Consider the following 18,023-nt stretch of genomic DNA (forward strand, 5'->3'; position numbering starts at 1 on the left):
AAAAACTATTAAATAAAATATAGTTAAATTGTAGGTTGATTTGCAAAATATAATTTCAGACACGGTATTATGAATGTTAAAATAACGGGAACAGGTAGCTATATCCCGAAGAGTATAGAGAAGAATGAGGATTTTCATGAGCATAGATTTCTCAATCAAGATGGGACATCTATCGACTATCCAAATGAAATCATTGTAGATAAGTTTAAAGCTATTACTGGTATAGCTGAGAGACGTTATGCAAATGAGCAACTCACCTCATCTGATATTGGTTTTTTAGCGGCTCAAAAAGCTATTGACGACGCTAATGTTAACCCAGAAGAAATAGATTATATTATTTGCGCCCATAATTTTGGTGATGTAAAAGCCAATACCATTCAAAGTGATTTACTGCCTTGTTTGGCATCTCGAGTAAAACATAGCTTAAGAATCAAAAACCCTAAGTGTGTTGCATATGATATACTTTTTGGTTGCCCTGGTTGGTTAGAAGGCGTTATACAGGCACAAGCTTTTATCAAAGCAGGAATAGCTAAACGTTGTTTGGTTATCGGTTCTGAAACATTATCTCGTGTGGTAGATAAGCACGATAGAGATTCTATGATTTATTCAGATGGTGCTGGAGCGACAATTGTTGAGGCATCGGAAGAGGAAGGAATTTTGGCCCATGAAACTGCAAGTTTTACGTACGACGAGGCTTATTATTTATTCTTCGGAAAATCGAACAACCAAGAGTTGTGCAAGGATACAAAGTACATTAAAATGCATGGCCGAAAAATTTATGAATTTGCATTGAATAATGTTCCTAACGCCATGAAAACATGCTTGGATAATAGTGGTATTGACATCTCTGAGGTTAAGAAAATATTGATTCATCAGGCTAATGAGAAAATGGATGAGGCCATTATAAAGCGATTCTACAGATTATACAAAACACCAGTTCCTGAAGGTATTATGCCAATGAGCATCCATAAATTGGGTAACAGTTCTGTCGCCACTGTGCCAACACTTTTTGACCTTATCAGAAAGAACAAAATGAAAGACCATAGTATTGAAAAAGGTGACGTTATCATCTTTGCTAGCGTTGGTGCAGGAATGCATATAAATGCTATGACGTATAGGTATTGATTTTAAAATATAACGCTTTCGCGGTAATAACATGTACGAAAAAACATATCCGAATAAGCGTTATAAACTTACGCTTCAATTCCTAAAAAAACATATTAAAACCTGTGAATCTATTTTAGATTTAGGCGTTAAAAATCCCTTTTCAGAAATTCTGATTTCTGAAGGTTTTTCGGTTGAAAATACAACAGGAGAAGATCTGGACGAAAACCGTTCTGCCTTGAAAAACTCATCAGCAGACGTAGTAACAGCTTTTGAAATATTTGAGCATTTATTGTCGCCATACGAAGTTCTGAAATCAATTAAATCCAACAAAATAGTGATAAGTGTCCCTTTGCGATTATGGTTTGCATCTGCTTATAGAAGCAAGACGGACAAATGGGATAGACATTACCATGAGTTTGAAGATTGGCAACTCGACTGGTTATTAGAAAAAACAGGTTGGGAAATTAAAGATAGACAAAAATGGACCAACCCTGTAAAGAAGGTTGGTATAAGACCAATTCTTAGGAGGTTCACTCCACGTTATTATATCGTCTATGCAGAAAGGTTTTAAAATTCCAAAACCTAAAACTCTAAATTCCAAATGGGTTTGCGTAGTTTTGATTTTTGAAATTTAGCAATTGGGATTTGGACTTCTACATCATCATACCTGCACACAACGAAGAAGACTATATTGGTAAGACCTTGCAATCTCTGGTGGAGCAAACTGAATTGCCAAAGCAAGTTGTGGTGGTTAATGATAATTCTACAGACAAAACCGAAAATATTGTAAAAGATTTTGCTTCAAAATACAACTGGATTTCTTTAGTCAACATCACCTCATCAGATAAGCATCTACCAGGATCCAAAATTATCCATGCCTTTAACGAAGGACTAGAAACCTTAGATGACAATTTCGGCATTATCTGTAAATTTGATGCTGATTTAATCTTTCCAAAAGATTATCTAGAAGTGGTTTCAAATCACTTTAAAGCCAATAGGCAACTTGGTATGGCATCCGGTTTCTGTTTCATTGAAAAAAATGGAGATTGGGTTTTGGAAAATCTAACCAACAAGGACCATATAAGAGGTGCACTTAAAGCTTATAGGAAAGAATGTTTTAAACAGATTGGCCAACTGAAACCTTCAATGGGTTGGGATACAGTCGATGAGCTATTAGCCAAATATCACGGTTGGGAAATTCTCACAGACGAATCGCTAAAAGTAAAACACTTAAAACCAACTGGAAAATCTTACAACAAGGCTTCAAAATATTTACAAGGTGAAGCCATGTACAAAATGCGTTATGGATTTTGGATTACATTGATTTCGGCATTAAAACTCGCCTATAAAAAAAGGAGCTTTGGATTATTTAAGGATTATATGAAAGGTTACTTTAAAGCTAAATCCAATAGAACGGAATTCTTAGTCTCTAAAGATGAAGGGGAATTCATAAGAAAATTCCGTTGGGATGGGATTTTTAATAGATTATTCTAATCAATCACAAAACCCAAAACACTTCCTGTTGCACTGTTAGGAAAACTAATGCCCAACAACGCAGACATTGTTGGTGCGATATCTGGTATTACCGTTTTTTCAAATGTGGCACCATGCTTTATGCCTTTTCCGAAGAATAAAAGTGGTACATGTGTGTCGTGGTTTAATCCGCTGCCATGTGTGGAACCTGTTTTTCCGTAAGAAATATAATCTGGGTCTGGCACTAAAATAATATCACCAGAGCGTTTTTGGTTAAAACCATTTTGAAGTAGTGTTTCTATACCTTGGGTGAAATCCGTCGTCGTCATGGTATGTGCCGAATATACTTTATCGACATGTTCATACTGTATTAATTCGTTAACGAATTGCTCGGTCACTGTGTTAATATTTAGTCCCAAACTATCAATCCGTTTTCTATTTAGGAATATTTGATTATTACTTACATTTTCAATCAAATCAGAATTATTGAATGTGCGCAGTAAATATTCTTCGAATCTGGTTTTTGTCGCCATGTTGTTTAAATACCCAGCAGGAATCTTTAAGCTTCTTAAATAGTTAGGTACATCTATTGCACCGTGATCAGCTGTTAAAAACACCGTATACTCTCCCACTCCAACTGTCTCATCGAGATAATTGAAAAAACGTTCCAAATCTTTATCTAACCTAATGTAAGTGTCTTCTACCTCTTTTGAATTTACCCCAAAATTATGACCAACATAGTCCGTACTCGAAAAGCTAAGTGTGAGGACATCCGTAACATCATCCTCACCCAATTGCTCACCTTTTATAGCCGCTATTGCAAAATCTGTAGTTAAACTGTTGCCATAAGGTGTTGCTTTAAGGATTTCAAAATTGCGATTGTGCTCACGTAAGGCCTGCAAATCATAAGGAAACGTTGCTTTTTCCTTTCCATTAAATCCTCCTTCGAACGTGTTGTCATCTGTACCGCTTTCGGTATAAGTAGTTATGTCATAAAGCGTGTTCCAAACTTTAAAGTAAGACTCTGCAATATCAGAAGCATTAAATTCCTTAACCCAATTTGGTAAATCTTGCATATAAAAACTACTGGTAATCCAAGCCCCTTCGTCCCTTCCATGAAACCAATATGCAGCATTCGCTGTATGGCCAGCAGGCAACACAGCACCTCTATCCTTCAATGAAACACCTATGGTTTTTCCTTGTAATTGCGTAAATAAACGGTTTTCATCTGCAAATGTGGTAGTTTGCATTCTATGCGGAGACATTTTACCTGCCATGTGATCTGTACCAACCGATTCAACCTTATCATCACCTGCACAATACACCGTTTCTTTCGTCTGCTTATCATACCAATTATTACCAATCACTCCATGGTATTTTGGTGTGGTGCCAGTAAAAACCGATGCGTGCCCTGGCCCAGTATAAGTAGGTACATAATTAAAGTGATTGTTCTTACAATTAAATCCTTCTCGCATCATACGCTTAAAACCACCGTCACCAAACTTAGATTCAAAACGAGTTAAATAATCATAGCGCATCTGATCCACAACAATACCAACAACCAATTTTGGTTTAGAATTAGAGTCACTTATTTTTATGTCTTCATTTGAATTCATTGTCTTTTCTTGTGACCCACAAGACAAAACCAAAGTCATTGATAAGATTATTGTGAAGATGTTTTTCATGATAATTATGTCATTCTTTAGAGTTTCAAAAATACGTTTTTTAGACTATCTTAATTTAAATTAACATTAATAAACTCATCTTTTTTCATACTTTAGCATAATAAATTCTTGCATGAGTTACCTCCATAATATTGGCGCTTACTTTTTAATGATTAAGAATGTTTTCCGCAAACCTACCAAGTGGTCTGTGATGAAACCCTTAATTCTTAAAGACATTGATGATCTTATCATAGGTTCTCTGGGTATTGTTGCTTTTATTGCATTTTTTGTTGGCGGAGTTGTTGCCATACAAACCTCCTTAAACATTAGCAATCCACTGATTCCAAAATACCTGGTTGGTTTTGCTACGCGCCAATCTATAATTTTAGAATTTGCTCCTACTTTTATTTCCATTATTATGGCTGGTAAAGTCGGGTCATTTATCACATCGAGCATAGGCACTATGAGAGTTACTGAACAAATAGATGCTCTCGAGGTTATGGGAATTAATGCCATTAATTATTTAGTATTTCCAAAATTTGTTGCTTTAACATTATATCCTTTCGTGATTTCCATTGCTATGTTTTTAGGGATTTTAGGTGGCTTAGCAGCATGTGTGTATGGTGGTTATGGAACATTGGAAAATTATATTGAAGGTGTGCAAAATGACTTTATACCATTTCATATGGTCTATGCCTTTATAAAAACTATGGTCTTTGCATTTATCCTAGCTACGATTCCATCCTTCTATGGCTATTTTATGAAAGGTGGAGCACTTGAAGTTGGTAAGGCTAGTACTACCTCTTTTGTTTGGACTAGTGTTGTAATTATTTTATTGAACTTTTTACTAACCAGTTTACTCTTGGGCTAATGATAGAGGTTAAGGACTTACATAAATCGTTTGGTGATGCTCACATTTTAAAGGGCATTTCCACCTCTTTTGAAAAAGGAAAAACCAACCTCATTATTGGTCAAAGTGGCTCTGGTAAAACGGTGTTTTTAAAATGCTTACTTGGCCTATTTGAATATGAAGAAGGCAGTATTTCTTACGATGGTAAAGTTTTCAGCAAACTAAGTACCGATGAAAAAACAGAATTAAGATCAAAAATTGGCATGGTCTTTCAAGGCAGTGCGCTTTTTGACTCCATGACCATTGCAGAAAATGTGATGTTCCCATTAAGAATGTTCACTAAACAGAGTAAAAGCGAAATGGAAGATCGGGTAGATTTTGTTTTAAAACGTGTTAATTTAGATGATGCCCATCATAAAATGCCCAGTGAAGCATCTGGAGGAATGCAAAAGCGTGTAGCCATTGCCAGAGCTATTGTAAACAAACCAAAGTATTTGTTCTGTGACGAACCTAATTCTGGATTAGACCCTAAAACTGCTATAGTTATAGATAATCTTATACAAGAAATCACAGACGAATATCAAATCACTACAGTCATAAACTCTCACGATATGAATTCCGTTATGGAAATAGGCGAGAAAATCGTTTTCTTAAAAGATGGTCTTAAAGCTTGGGAAGGCTCAAAAGAAACCATATTTAGAACAGATAATGAAGTTGTGACTGATTTTGTGTATTCTTCAGAACTGTTTAAAAAAGTGCGTAAGATGTATATTGAGGAAAATCAGTAATTAATTTCTTCTAATATATACTGTATCTACTTTTAATTCTTCTTTGAGCCATTTTTGCAGTGCTCTTTCCTTAGCTAACACTATACTATCATTTAAAGCGACTTTCCATCTTACATTCGCAACATTAACTGTGTCTATGTTTATAAAATCCTTGGATTCTAACATTTTGGCATAACCAAAAAACTCTAAATCATTGAATCTTACTTTGGCATCGCGTGACAAACTGCTGAATGAAATAGCATCTTTATTGGTATTACTCGACTCAATAAGTTGGTTTAAGCTGGTAATGTTTTCTTCTAAGGTAATTATTTGTTTTTGCAATCCATCAATTATATTATCCTTTTCATCTAAATCAGCATAAGCTCTATCTAAAGATTGATTGAGGCGATCTGCACTTCTAGTTTTGTTGGCATTAATAACAAGGTCAAAATCTACTAGATTTTCATAGTTGCGCTTTTCATTCTGAAGATCTGAAATCATTTCATCGCTTACATCTCCGTTAAAAAAGAGACTTATTCTTTTATTGTCCTTATCTAACACTTTGCGTTGCAACCAAAGATTGGGATTAGTCTCAATTTCATTTTCAACATAGCTTTTATAGTCCCTTTCGTATTTACTTTCTTGTAAAACGGTTAAAAATGTCCAAAATGCAGGAATCATAACAATAATTGCTACAAGCGAAGCCAACCTTGCAATACGCTTACGTTTTTTGGAGTTAGCATACTTTAGCATAGGAAAGCGCAATAGCTTCAACACTAAAAATGTCGCCAATGCAATAAAAATGGTATTAATACCAAACAGGTACATTGCTCCTCCAAAATACTCCCAATTACCTTTTGCCAAACCATACCCAGCGGTACATAATGGAGGCATTAACGCTGTAGCAATGGCCACACCAAAAATTACAGAAGCAATAGTCCCTCTTTTGGTTCTAGCAATGATAAGAGCTAATCCACCAAAAAAAGCAATCAACACATCTCGAATATCTGGTCTAGTTCGCCCCATTAATTCAGATGTATCTTCGCTTAAGGGAAATAACCAAAAGAACAAAAACGCTGTCAATAAACTCAGCACTATCATTGTTAGCAAGTTAATCAGCGATTTTTTTAAAGTATCAATATCATTTATTGCTATAGAAAGCCCAACTCCCAATATCGGACCCATTAAGGGAGAAATTAACATGGCACCAATGACTACGGCTGTAGAGTTAGCATTCAATCCAACGGAAGCTACCATTATAGAACAAACCAATATCCATGCTGTTGCACCTTTAAAAGGTATATCTGCCTTTATAGCCGCAACAGTTTCATCACGATCTGTATCATCTCTAAAATCTAAAAGCTCACTTAGAAAATTAGAAATACTTGAAAACAGACCTTGAGCATCTTTCTTTACAGCTTCCTTTTTTTCTTCAACAGCATTTTCCTTGTTCATTTCATTCGTCATTTGCGAATTCTCATCTTCGGAAAAGTTGAATTTATTTTCGTCACTCATAATTAACCATATTCTTCCCCAAAATTAGCTTTTACATTTTGGAGTACTTTCTTAATATCTTGCTCTTTAGACTTAGGAAAGATAAGTAAAACTTCATCTTTATCTACAATGATATAATCTTTTAAACCATCAATAACAACAATTTTATCCTTTTTAGATCTAATCATATTACCAGATGCATCTTCCGCCAGGACTTTAGAATTTACTACTGCATTGTTGTTTTCATCCTTATCCAATTTATCATAAAGACTTCCCCAAGTGCCCAAATCATTCCAATCAAAGGTTGCCGGAATTACATATACATTATCGCTCTTTTCCATTAACGCATAATCAACTGAGATGTTTTCAGCCTTACCATAATTATCTCTTATAAAATCATCTTCAAACTCAGTATTATAGATACTATAACCACTTTCAAATAGTTGAAATAATTCAGGTTGATTATTTTCAAAAGCAGAAATCACAGATTTAACACTCCACATAAAAATACCAGCGTTCCATAAGAAATTGCCTTGTTCTAAGAACGACTTCGCTGTGTTGTAATCTGGTTTTTCCCTAAACTGACTAACAGGCTTAATTTCTGAAGTTGAAGATTTATCATATTCAATATAGCCATAACCTGTATTTGGAAATGTTGGTGTAATTCCTAAAGTCATTAACGCATCGTTAGATTCACAAAAATCAAAGGCTGTTTTTACATTATTTGAAAAAGCTTCTTCGTCCTCAATCCAATGGTCACTAGGTGCTACAATCATTAAGGCATCTTCATTTTCCTTCTGAATTTTTAAAGATGCGTACAGAATGCATGGAGCTGTATTCCTCATAGCTGGCTCTAAAACCACCTGTCGTTTAGTGACACCAGGTAATTGCTCAAATACCAAATCGTTATAACGCTCATTGGTTAGAATGAAAATATTTTCTTCTGGAATGAGATTCGCCAGACGATTAAAGGTTTTTTGTATCAAGGTATCTCCTGTACCCAGCATATCATGGAACTGCTTCGGAAAGTTTTGCGTACTTATAGGCCAAAATCTAGAGCCCACTCCACCTGCCATTAGTATGGCGTAATAATTTTTATTTTTCATCAAATAATTCTACTTCTGCATTAGGATTAAACAAATATAACTTACCTGTTTTAACTTCTACACATTCAAAACGTTTTCTTCTTTGGTTGCCACGTTTAAAAATTCTACCGTTATATAATTTGAAATTTTTTCCAATAGGCACTTCAAACACAAAGGTTTTGTCTTCACCTTCATCAAACTGTTTTAAAGCATAAGCCAATTTTGTGTCGGTATCGCTCGATGCTTTTGGATTTTTGAAATGGCTTGCCAATAATGGTAATAATTCCATTGGAAAGATTTCTGGTCGTAAAAATGGTAACATTAAATGCTGAAAGGTATGCTTCCATTCTTTGCCATGTGGTTTTATAAAACGACCAAATTTGTTATAAGCTTCAAAATGTGCTATTTCATGAATCAACGTGATTAAAAAACGATACGGATTTAAATTACCATTTACCGTAATTTGATGCTTACCATTGGGCAACTGCCTATAGTCACCATGTTTAGTCTTCCGTTCGTTCTTAACTTTAACGACAAGATTATCTTCAGCCAATAAGGTATCGACCTGTGGTTGCGCTTCTGTAGGTATAAAATCTAAAAGCTGTGTTCGCATTGACGCAAAAATAATTGTAATTATTTAGACTCCTAATCCTTAACCACAATCATTTTAGAAGTATCGTTAACCCTTATCAAATACAATCCAGAGGCTGTATCATTAAACTTTAGTGAGGTAGTATGATTTAATTCGTCATAAGTTCTATTGGCTAACTCTATTCGTCTCCCACTGATATCAAAAACCTCAATAGTTTCACTACCATCTGTTTGACCAATAAAAATTTCCCTATCAACAGTTGGGTTTGGATATATCTTGATAGGCGCATCAAGTTCTTCAACACTTAGTTGTCCGCTAAAATATGGCACGGCAAAATCAAAAGTATCTTCTGCAACCACTTGACCTATAAAACGACCAGGAATATCATCTGCTGGTGGGTGAATGCCTCCCCAAATCCTACTTAAACTCGTTTGGTCAGATGCATCTCTATAGGTTGCCCATTGCAAGACTACATCCACTGAAGGACCTTCTTCGAATACTAAAAACTCATTGGCTTTTGCGGTAAACTCTCCCAATCCACCTGGAAAAAATTCGCTACCCGTCATCATAGCCATCAATTCTGCCGCAGCTCTTGAAAAAGTAGAATGCCCAGACACATAGCCAGCAAATGGCGGTGTAACAAATGTGGGGCGTTGATACGGATACCAATCCTCTGCTAAAATCCAGCCTACTCCTGCTTGGTCGGTTTCTGTATTACCAATAAAATCATGACCTTTCCAAGTGTATAATTTTATTTTACCAACGTGTTGATTGGCAAAACCTGCCAAAGGATCACCTTCCTCAACAATTTCTATATAATCATCAATAAGCTGAATGCCTCCAACATCGTAATTATCTAAAGTATTGTCTGTGCTCTGTCCTCGTTCTGCCATAGAGCGAATTGCAGAAATCGGTCGAATATAATCATACCAACCCTTAACGCTCCACGCTGAAATCGCTGAATCGTGCATACCTCCTCCTAAAATAAAATATGCTTTTACGTCCCATTCCAAAGGGTCTAAAATGTCTCCTTCACCTTCAAAACGTTTTTCAAATTGTGGATGATCATTCACATAGTTTAAAATTGTAAACCAATGGCCAGGAGGAGTTTCAGAATCTGGGCCGTCTGCCCAAAATTCTGCCAGGACTCTTGCATAATCTCCACGTGGTACCATATTAACGTCGTATGGGTTACCTGTTACAGGATTTAAAGCATGGCCGTTGCCATTGGCACCTCCTTCAAAAAAGTTATAGAAACTGGGATAGTCAGCATAGTCTGTTGGGAACGTACTGATATCAGCATTACCGATGGAATTTGGGGAGATATCCCACATCACTCCATCATTTTGATCTAAATGCGATTGCCAAACCGAAACCATTGAAAATCCCCATTTATAGGCATCGCTTTCTTCGTTATCTTCTGTCCAGCTGATATAAGGCGGATCTGAAGGGTCATGAAAAACATGAAAATCATTACCATCTCTTTGAAACGTTACTTTGTCGTCTTCGGATAAAGCAAATCCAGATACATTTCCCCATTCTGGACTCAAAAACGGTGGAGTGTCTTCATCAATAATTTGACCTCCTTGATCTATGAAGATGTTTAGTGCCAACGGTTGCCAGCGATTAGGATCTATAATCGGTGGATTCTCTCCACTATTAGCATCTAAAGCATACGGATCGTTAACCGGTTCGTAATAAGCATTATCATAGCCTGTGGTTTCCCTAGAGCCATCTTGTAAACCATAGTCAATTAAATTTTGTGCTACATAATTCCCAAAGGCTGCTGCATCTCCGTCTTCATACATTAACGATGTAAAGTTTGTATCATAGCCTAATTTTTCCATTAATAAATTCAATCTTGCTTGAGTTTCCTCTAATCCTGGCGAATTCTGAAAGCGATGTAACATTAAACGATACATAGCATAGCTAATGGACTTGCTCAAAGAAGTCTCTAAATCTTCAGTTGGTGTGAATTCTTCAAGTGTACTCGAGAAACCATTCACCGTATTACCAATTAAGTAAGGTGTAGCAACGTCATCATAAATTGCCCAAATATCGTACATAGCTACACTGGTATGAAACAAGTTTCTGGCATGTACCGTTGGCCTGGCAAAATCATCCCTGATTGCCTCAAGCAAGGCTTCATTCCACAATCTTGCAATGGATATACCTTCGGGAAGATTATCAACACCTAATGTTACGTCAATCGAGGCTTCTAAACTTGAGCATTCATCGTCAGATTCAGTAATAGCTACGCGCCCTGATTCCTCTAAATGCCACTTTACCATTATACTATTTGTTCCTTGTCCACTTAAAATCTCTCCTCCTGAAACTTGCCAATTAGCTGTTGAACCTGGTGCAATGTTGTAAGAATAAGTTTCGGTTCTTAGAAAAGAAGAATTTGTATTACCTATTATAACTTGTGATGGCAAATAGGTGCACGAGCCATCATCTAAGGTTGCATCCGGATTATAATTACAAGACACAGGGTCTGTACAACCATACACTTTTTGACTAGGCTGAATATCTAACACCTCAATTCCCTGACCTTCAACAACCTTAACGGTTTTATTAGTTTCTAAGTTATTGTATGTTTCCTCCAATCCAGAAGGCCACTCAATTTGTATCTGTGTAATTTCTGTTGCGTTATTTAACCCAAAATGCAATGGTTGTAGATTCTGACTTAAAAAACCAACTCCTGAGTAATATCTTTTAAATACCCCTATGTCAGTCGTTAAAGTAACCGTTGTTCCTATGGCATCTCTATTAGATGTTGTTCCCTGTAAAACCACCTTATACCAACTTAAAGTACTTACGGTGTCATCATAGTTGAGCGTTTTGTTTTCATAAAAGAATACAGATCTATCACTATTGGTTACAAGCAAATCGACATCTCCATCATTGTCATAATCAAAATCGTTAGCTTCAACACTTATTCCAAGTTCATTTAAACCCAACTGAGAAGAAAAATCAACAAATGAACTCGAACCCTGTGAAGCCATATTTCTATAATAAAAATTTGGTTCTTCACCTCTACGGTTAGGAACAAATCCGTTTGCAACAAATAAATCCTCATCACCATCTAAATCAAAATCCGAGAAACGTGTTCCCCAAGACCATAATGAGTTACCAACGCCATTAGCATCTGCCAATTCTGAAAAAGTACCATCGCCATTATTTGTTAACAGAAAATTGTCATCTATAGCAGTAACAAAAATATCAAACAAGCCATCTAAATTGTAATCACCAACAGCTATTCCCATATCATCTCCTGTTGTGTTGACATTATAGCTTACAGCCTCATCAACAAAGCTAGTTCCACTTTGGTTTATAAATAATTCATTAGGCTCACCGAGATCATTAGAAACATATAGATCCATAAAACCATCAGAGTTAAAATCAAAAGGTAATCCTACAAAACTCGCATATATGTTAGTGTTAGAAATACCCGTAGTTTGGCTAACATCTGTGAATGTTGAATCGCCATCGTTTAAATACAGTGTACTTTTTGAACATCTTGCCCAATCTGCGATAAACAAATCCAAAAAACCATCATTATTATAATCAAACCAAGTTGCGCCTGTATTGCCACAATCATTAACACTTGTTATACCTGAAATCTCTGTTACATCTGCAAACGTTCCGTTGCCCAAATTTCGCCATAACTGCACCTCATCGAGAAACGTCATAAATAAATCTGGGAAACCATCGTTGTTATAATCGCCCCAGGATGCTCCAAATTTATAACCATCTAGACCTGTAAATTCTTCAGGTGCCATTTCTGGAGCGTACATTTCGGAAAAACCAGCCTCTTCAGTAACATCCGTGAAAGATCCATCATTATTATTTCTAAATAGTCTGCTAAGTGTTATAGGATTCTCAGGGTCATCGATTGCTTTTGCCACAACAAATATATCGAGGTCATTATCGCCATCGTAGTCGGCAACTGCGATTCCGTTGTTGTTTTGCAGTTCACCTAATCCTATGATGGTTTCCACACGGTCAAAAGTCTGAGCGTAACCATTGAACATAAAGGTTAATGCAATGAATATTGAAGAAAGATAGAGTTTATAGTCGAGTAGTTGTTTTATCATATCCTCAAATTTTTCATAAATATAATAATAACACTAAATAATTAAATATATATTATTGTTTTAACAGACTCCTTTTATTTTTATCGATGTTTTTTACTTTTTAACACACATAACACAATTAAACAATACTCTTATTCAGTCAATAAATTCATTGAAAAAGCGCAAAAAATCTTTTAACTTAGTAATCGTTCAAATTTAAATAGTTTAAAATATTCATGGCATTTATTGATTATTATAAAATTCTCGGTGTAGATAAAGATGCTTCAGAATCTGAAATTAAAAAAGCATATAGGAAACTGGCACGAAAATACCATCCAGATCTAAATCCTAATGACAAGGAGGCAGAAATCAAATTTAAACAACTCAACGAGGCCAATGAAGTATTGAGCAATCCAGAATTTAGAAAGAAATACGATAAATACGGAGAGCATTGGAAAGAAGGTGAAGCTTACGAACAGGCTAGACAGCAACAACAATCTCGTGGTCAATATCAAGGTGCCGATGGATTTGAAGGGTTTGAAGGATTTGAAGGGTTTGGTGCTGGGTCTGATTATTCAGATTTCTTTGAATCCATGTTTGGCGGAAGCTTTTCAGGGAGAGGTAGAGGACAAAACATAAAATTTAGAGGTCAGGATTTTAATGCACAATTGCAGCTCAACCTTACAGATGTCTATACATCCCAAAAGCAAGTACTCACTGTCAACGGTAAAAACATTAGACTTACAATACCAGCGGGAGTAACAGATGGTCAGGCCATAAAAATTAAGGGTAAAGGTGGGCCAGGTGTAAACAATGGGCCAAACGGCGATCTTTATATTGAGTTTAAAATTTTGAATAACACGCCCTTTAAACGAGACGGTGCTAACCTCTATAAAACAGAAAATATAGATATATATACGGCTGTATTAGGAGGGGAAATCACAATTGAAACCTTTAATGGTAAAGCTAAATTAAAGGTTAAGCCACTTACCCAAAATGGCACGAAAGTTAAACTGAAAGGCAAAGGATTTCCTAAATATAAAAAAGAAAATGAATATGGTGACTTATATGTCACATACAATGTTGAGCTTCCAAAAAGACTAAGCTCTAAGGAAAAAGAACTTTTTGAAGAATTAGCAAAACTACAATAACAATGAAAGACACATATTATATAGCATTACCAGAATTATGCACACATTATCAAATTGAAATGTCTTTTTTTAATGGGCTAAAAGAATACGGGCTTATAGAAACCATAACCGTTGAAAAAAAACATTGTCTTCATCGCGATCATATTGCAGATGTTGAAAAAATGATTCGCATGCACCAAGAGCTCAACTTAAATTTTGAAGGTATCGATACCGTTTTTAATCTTCTAAAGAAAATTGACCACCTAAAACAAGAATTGACCAGGACCAAAAATCGATTAAAACGTTTTGAGGATATTTAAATAACTAAGGAGTAGAATTTGAAACCTGTAGCGTTTTACCATTATAATATTTATTACCATTAAGCGCAAAATCATGTATATATTCTGCCATTTGAAGCGCAGAAGTAGAAGCTTTATAATCAGGAAATGCTTCAGCAAGCATTTCGGTTTGCACAGCACCTAAAGCTAATGTATTAAACTGAGGACCTGATTCCTTGTATTCTTCAGCTAAAAGTTCCATTAAGGTAATCACAGCTCCTTTACTAGAGCTATATGCAGAAAGTCCCGCAAACTTTACACTCCCTTGGATACCACCCATGGAACTAATGGTCACTACGTGCCCATCGTTCTTCATAAACGGCAATACGATTCTGGTCATTTCAGCAACACCGAAAACATTAGTTTGATATACTTGCGTAAAATCTTTAAAGCTAGTTTCCGCAAAAGGTTTATTTAATAATAAGCCTGCATTATTTATAAGAATATCAACTTGTTCCCATTCTGTTTCAATAAATTCTTTAACTTTTAAATAGTCTTCTTGTTTACATAAATCAAAAGCGAAAGATGTGATGTTATCAAAATTCAAATTGTTTACTGGCTGCGCATTTCTAGAGAGCGCTAAAACATTATGACCTTGATTGGCGAAAAGATGCACCAACTCAAATCCCATACCTCTACTAGTTCCTGTGATAATTATATTTTTACTCATCGCTTAAAGTCACTTCTTTGGTTGGAGCATTCATCATCCCTTCTAATCCAGGAATCATTTTATTGATAAAACTTGCCATATGGTTATAATCCATCTTATCGGCTTCGTCATCTACATGATGGTAATACTCAAAATTCGTGAAATCGAATGTTGATATTGCGTGTGCTGGCATATTAAACTCTTTATAGAAAGGAAAGTTATCTGATCTAAAGAACAAATTGAATTCCTTAGCCTTTGGAAAGAAACCAACGACCTCCTCACCCGCATATTTATTTAAAGTTTGCGCAAAATTAGAGCGATTATAACCACTCATATATGCCATGGTCTTATCTTCAGATCTTGGTACACCAATCATTTCAAAATTTATCATGGTATATGCGTTTAAGCTATTATCCTTTAGTCGCTTAGCCAAATGAGCAGAGCCTTTTAATCCCATTTCTTCTGCAGCATATAATGTTATTAAAATACTGCGCTTGTTGGTTTTTAAATTAGCAAAGTGTTTTCCAAACTCCATAGCTGCAATAGTACCAGAGGCATCATCGTTTGCTCCATTGGCAATTTTATCACCATTAACTTCTTTTCCCTCTCCAATATGATCGTAATGCCCACCTAATATGATAAACTCATCTTTTAATTTTGGATCATTTCCTTCTATCATCCCTACTACATTATAACCAATAATGTCACCAAGCTTAAAAGTGTCTCGATAAGTTTCAAAATATGGTTTGATATTATTTTTCTTAAAATAGTTCTCAATAAAAACAGCAGCTTTTTCTATACCTTCACTACCAGTAGCCCTACCTTCTAACTCGTCGGAAGCCAAATACTCCATACTTTCTTTAATCGCCTCGGGTGTTACAATAGGGAATGCTGGTGTTGAAGCTACAATCACTTCTTGTGGCAGACTCTCTTCTTCTGGCTGACTATCAATCTTTTTTTGGGTCGATGAGCATGCCACTATAACAAAAAAGAGAATAAAGAATTTTACTTGTTTCATAGAATTGTGTTTAGATTTTAAAGATAAAAAAATCCTGTTTCAAAAAGATAAAACAGGATTTTTAATATTTAGGTTCTGAATAAAGTTCAGAATGACATGTTGCATTAAACCAACATGGTTACAGGATTCTCAATATACCCTTTTAATGTTTGAAGGAATTGTGCTCCCGTTGCACCATCAACTGTTCTGTGGTCACATGCCATGGATAATTTCATTGTATTCCCAGGAACAACTTGCCCGTTTTTAACCACTGGTTTTTCAATAATGGCACCAACAGAAAGTATCGCCGAATTTGGTTGATTAATAATAGAGGTAAAACTTTCGATACCAAACATTCCTAAATTTGAAACCGTAAAGGTGCTACCTTCCATTTCATCAAGCGTTAATTTCTTGTTTCTTGCCTTACCTGCATATTCCTTTACTGCAGCATTGATCTGTGGTAAAGATTGCTCATTTGCAAATTTTACAACTGGTACAACAAGACCATCTGGCACTGCAACGGCAACACCAATATGTACATGATTATTCATTCGCATTTTATCGTCGAACCATTGTGAATTGACTTGCGGATGCTGCTTTAATGCTAAGGCACAAGCCTTAACAATCATGTCGTTATAAGATATTTTAGTATCTGGTAAAGAGTTGTATTGCGCTCTAAAGGCAATGGCGTTTTCCATGTCAAATTCCACATTCAAATAATAATGCGGTGCACTGAATTTAGATTTTGCTAAATTTTTGGCAATGGCTTTTCGCATATTAGAATTGGCAACCTCATCATAATCCTCTTGGCCAGTTGGCACAAATTTCCCAACAGATGCTGTTGAAGAACTTGGTGTATAGTTTTCGATATCTCGTTTTACTATTCTACCGTTTTCACCTGAACCTTTGACTTGATTAAGATTGATGCCTTTTTCATTTGCCATTTTTTTAGCCAATGGCGAAGCGAAAATGCGTCCTCCAGAAGACGTCTCGGCTGCGCTCGACGTGACAGAGTCATTAGATTTAGGCTCTTTCTTTGGTTCTTCCTTCTTAGATTCGGTTTTCTTATCTTCTTTTTTTGGTGTTTCTTTTTTCTTTTCCTCTGAAGATCCACCTCCTGATTTAAAGTTTTTGGCTATAGCTGAAACGTCAGTTCCCGCAGGACCGATTATTGCTAACAGCGCATCTACTTTTGCAGATTCACCTTCTTTTAATCCAATATGTAAAAGTGTACCCGATTGAAATGATTCGAACTCCATAGTCGCTTTATCAGTTTCAATCTCAGCTAAAATATCTCCTTCTTCTACTTCATCCCCAACTTTCTTTAACCATGTTGCCACAGTTCCCTCTTCCATAGTATCACTCAAACGAGGCATTGTAACCACAGTAACACCTTCTGGCAATTCAGTTTCGCTTTCTGATTTTGAGCTGTCCTCAGATGTATCTTTTGACGAATCTTCCTCAGATTTTTCGTTTGAAGTTTCAGAATCGTCTTTATCTGTATCCTCCTTCGCTTCAGCTTCTGAAACACTTCCATTTACTAAGTCAGAAATATCCTCTCCTTCTTCACCAATAATTGCTAAAAGTGTATCTACTTTGGCAGTCTCACCTTCTTCAATACCAATATGAAGTAAAGTACCTTCGTTGAAAGATTCAAACTCCATAGTCGCTTTATCGGTTTCAATTTCAGCTAAAATATCTCCTTCCTCAATTTTGTCACCAATTTTCTTTAACCAAGTAGCAACAGTTCCTTCTTCCATTGTGTCGCTCAAACGCGGCATATTTATTACTTCTGCCATAG

15 protein-coding genes are annotated in these 18,023 nt (G+C 35.8%); 7 read left to right on the top strand and 8 right to left on the bottom strand.

Annotated features, from left to right (window positions below; genetic code table 11):
• Positions 1–69 precede the first annotated feature (69 nt).
• From F1003_RS13760 to F1003_RS13770, 3 genes are all read left to right on the top strand, one after another.
• Complete coding sequence (locus tag F1003_RS13760; RefSeq protein ID WP_155090014.1) at positions 70–1,125, top strand: 3-oxoacyl-ACP synthase III family protein; 1,056 nt, start codon at positions 70–72, stop codon at positions 1,123–1,125.
• 31 nt (positions 1,126–1,156) lie between these two features.
• Complete coding sequence (locus F1003_RS13765; RefSeq protein ID WP_155090015.1) at positions 1,157–1,678, top strand: class I SAM-dependent methyltransferase; 522 nt, start codon at positions 1,157–1,159, stop codon at positions 1,676–1,678.
• Between the two features lie 74 nt (positions 1,679–1,752).
• Positions 1,753–2,601, top strand: a complete 849-nt coding sequence (locus F1003_RS13770) for a glycosyltransferase family 2 protein (protein ID WP_155090046.1) — start codon at positions 1,753–1,755, stop codon at positions 2,599–2,601.
• Here the strand turns inward: F1003_RS13770 and pafA are convergent.
• Complete coding sequence (pafA, locus tag F1003_RS13775) at positions 2,598–4,265, bottom strand: alkaline phosphatase PafA (RefSeq protein WP_155090016.1); 1,668 nt, start codon at positions 4,263–4,265, stop codon at positions 2,598–2,600. The two genes, F1003_RS13770 and pafA, sit on opposite strands and share 4 nt — an antisense overlap.
• A gap of 112 nt (positions 4,266–4,377) precedes the next feature.
• On the opposite strand from pafA, the gene F1003_RS13780 reads away from it, so the two are divergent.
• Both F1003_RS13780 and F1003_RS13785 read left to right on the top strand, forming a co-directional pair.
• Positions 4,378–5,115, top strand: a complete 738-nt coding sequence (locus tag F1003_RS13780; RefSeq protein ID WP_155090017.1) for an MlaE family ABC transporter permease — start codon at positions 4,378–4,380, stop codon at positions 5,113–5,115.
• A complete protein-coding gene (locus F1003_RS13785; protein WP_155090018.1) occupies positions 5,115–5,882 on the top strand; it encodes an ABC transporter ATP-binding protein in 768 nt (255 codons plus the stop codon). The genes F1003_RS13780 and F1003_RS13785 overlap by 1 nt, the downstream gene beginning before the upstream one ends.
• Here F1003_RS13785 and F1003_RS13790 read toward each other — a convergent pair whose 3' ends face one another.
• From F1003_RS13790 to F1003_RS13805, 4 genes are read right to left on the bottom strand one after another with little or no spacing between them, the layout of a single operon-like run.
• A complete protein-coding gene (locus F1003_RS13790) occupies positions 5,883–7,376 on the bottom strand; it encodes a DUF389 domain-containing protein (protein WP_202913897.1) in 1,494 nt (497 codons plus the stop codon).
• Positions 7,377–7,378: 2 nt separating this feature from the next.
• Positions 7,379–8,461 carry a mannose-1-phosphate guanylyltransferase gene (locus tag F1003_RS13795; RefSeq protein WP_155090019.1) on the bottom strand — a complete coding sequence of 361 codons (1,083 nt, stop codon included), beginning with the start codon at positions 8,459–8,461 and terminating at the stop codon, positions 7,379–7,381.
• Positions 8,451–9,053, bottom strand: a complete 603-nt coding sequence (locus F1003_RS13800; RefSeq protein WP_155090020.1) for a SprT-like domain-containing protein — start codon at positions 9,051–9,053, stop codon at positions 8,451–8,453. The genes F1003_RS13795 and F1003_RS13800 overlap by 11 nt, the downstream gene beginning before the upstream one ends.
• Before the next feature lie 32 nt (positions 9,054–9,085).
• Positions 9,086–13,129: an FG-GAP-like repeat-containing protein gene (locus tag F1003_RS13805; RefSeq protein WP_155090021.1), complete on the bottom strand. Its 4,044-nt coding sequence runs from the start codon at positions 13,127–13,129 to the stop codon at positions 9,086–9,088.
• A 215-nt stretch (positions 13,130–13,344) separates the two neighbouring features.
• Here F1003_RS13805 and F1003_RS13810 point away from each other — a divergent pair, with 215 nt between their 5' ends.
• The gene (locus F1003_RS13810; protein ID WP_155090022.1) at positions 13,345–14,259 is read left to right on the top strand and encodes a DnaJ C-terminal domain-containing protein; all 915 of its coding nucleotides are present in this window, start codon (positions 13,345–13,347) and stop codon (positions 14,257–14,259) included.
• Positions 14,260–14,261: 2 nt separating this feature from the next.
• Positions 14,262–14,558: a chaperone modulator CbpM gene (locus F1003_RS13815; protein ID WP_155090023.1), complete on the top strand. Its 297-nt coding sequence runs from the start codon at positions 14,262–14,264 to the stop codon at positions 14,556–14,558.
• Positions 14,559–14,562: 4 nt separating this feature from the next.
• Here F1003_RS13815 and F1003_RS13820 read toward each other — a convergent pair whose 3' ends face one another.
• From F1003_RS13820 to F1003_RS13830, 3 genes are all read right to left on the bottom strand, one after another.
• Positions 14,563–15,246: an SDR family NAD(P)-dependent oxidoreductase gene (locus F1003_RS13820; protein WP_155090024.1), complete on the bottom strand. Its 684-nt coding sequence runs from the start codon at positions 15,244–15,246 to the stop codon at positions 14,563–14,565.
• On the bottom strand, positions 15,239–16,243 hold the full coding sequence (locus F1003_RS13825) for a M28 family metallopeptidase (RefSeq protein ID WP_155090025.1): 1,005 nt from the start codon (positions 16,241–16,243) through the stop codon (positions 15,239–15,241). The genes F1003_RS13820 and F1003_RS13825 overlap by 8 nt, the downstream gene beginning before the upstream one ends.
• A gap of 104 nt (positions 16,244–16,347) precedes the next feature.
• On the bottom strand, positions 16,348–18,021 hold the full coding sequence (locus F1003_RS13830; RefSeq protein ID WP_155090026.1) for a pyruvate dehydrogenase complex dihydrolipoamide acetyltransferase: 1,674 nt from the start codon (positions 18,019–18,021) through the stop codon (positions 16,348–16,350).
• Positions 18,022–18,023: the final 2 nt, after the last annotated feature.

The organism is Winogradskyella ouciana (genome assembly GCF_009709615.1).
Lineage (GTDB): Bacteria > Bacteroidota > Bacteroidia > Flavobacteriales > Flavobacteriaceae > Winogradskyella > Winogradskyella ouciana.

Coding starts and splice junctions, on each gene's coding strand:
- F1003_RS13760 (WP_155090014.1), top strand. CDS start 70: ATGAATGTTAAAATAACGGGAACAGGTAGCTATATCCCGAAGAGTATA.
- F1003_RS13765 (WP_155090015.1), top strand. CDS start 1,157: ATGTACGAAAAAACATATCCGAATAAGCGTTATAAACTTACGCTTCAA.
- pafA (WP_155090016.1), bottom strand. CDS start 4,265: ATGAAAAACATCTTCACAATAATCTTATCAATGACTTTGGTTTTGTCT.
- F1003_RS13780 (WP_155090017.1), top strand. CDS start 4,378: ATGAGTTACCTCCATAATATTGGCGCTTACTTTTTAATGATTAAGAAT.
- F1003_RS13785 (WP_155090018.1), top strand. CDS start 5,115: ATGATAGAGGTTAAGGACTTACATAAATCGTTTGGTGATGCTCACATT.
- F1003_RS13790 (WP_202913897.1), bottom strand. CDS start 7,376: ATGAGTGACGAAAATAAATTCAACTTTTCCGAAGATGAGAATTCGCAA.
- F1003_RS13795 (WP_155090019.1), bottom strand. CDS start 8,461: ATGAAAAATAAAAATTATTACGCCATACTAATGGCAGGTGGAGTGGGC.
- F1003_RS13800 (WP_155090020.1), bottom strand. CDS start 9,053: ATGCGAACACAGCTTTTAGATTTTATACCTACAGAAGCGCAACCACAG.
- F1003_RS13805 (WP_155090021.1), bottom strand. CDS start 13,129: ATGATAAAACAACTACTCGACTATAAACTCTATCTTTCTTCAATATTC.
- F1003_RS13810 (WP_155090022.1), top strand. CDS start 13,345: ATGGCATTTATTGATTATTATAAAATTCTCGGTGTAGATAAAGATGCT.
- F1003_RS13815 (WP_155090023.1), top strand. CDS start 14,262: ATGAAAGACACATATTATATAGCATTACCAGAATTATGCACACATTAT.
- F1003_RS13820 (WP_155090024.1), bottom strand. CDS start 15,246: ATGAGTAAAAATATAATTATCACAGGAACTAGTAGAGGTATGGGATTT.
- F1003_RS13825 (WP_155090025.1), bottom strand. CDS start 16,243: ATGAAACAAGTAAAATTCTTTATTCTCTTTTTTGTTATAGTGGCATGC.
- F1003_RS13830 (WP_155090026.1), bottom strand. CDS start 18,021: ATGGCAGAAGTAATAAATATGCCGCGTTTGAGCGACACAATGGAAGAA.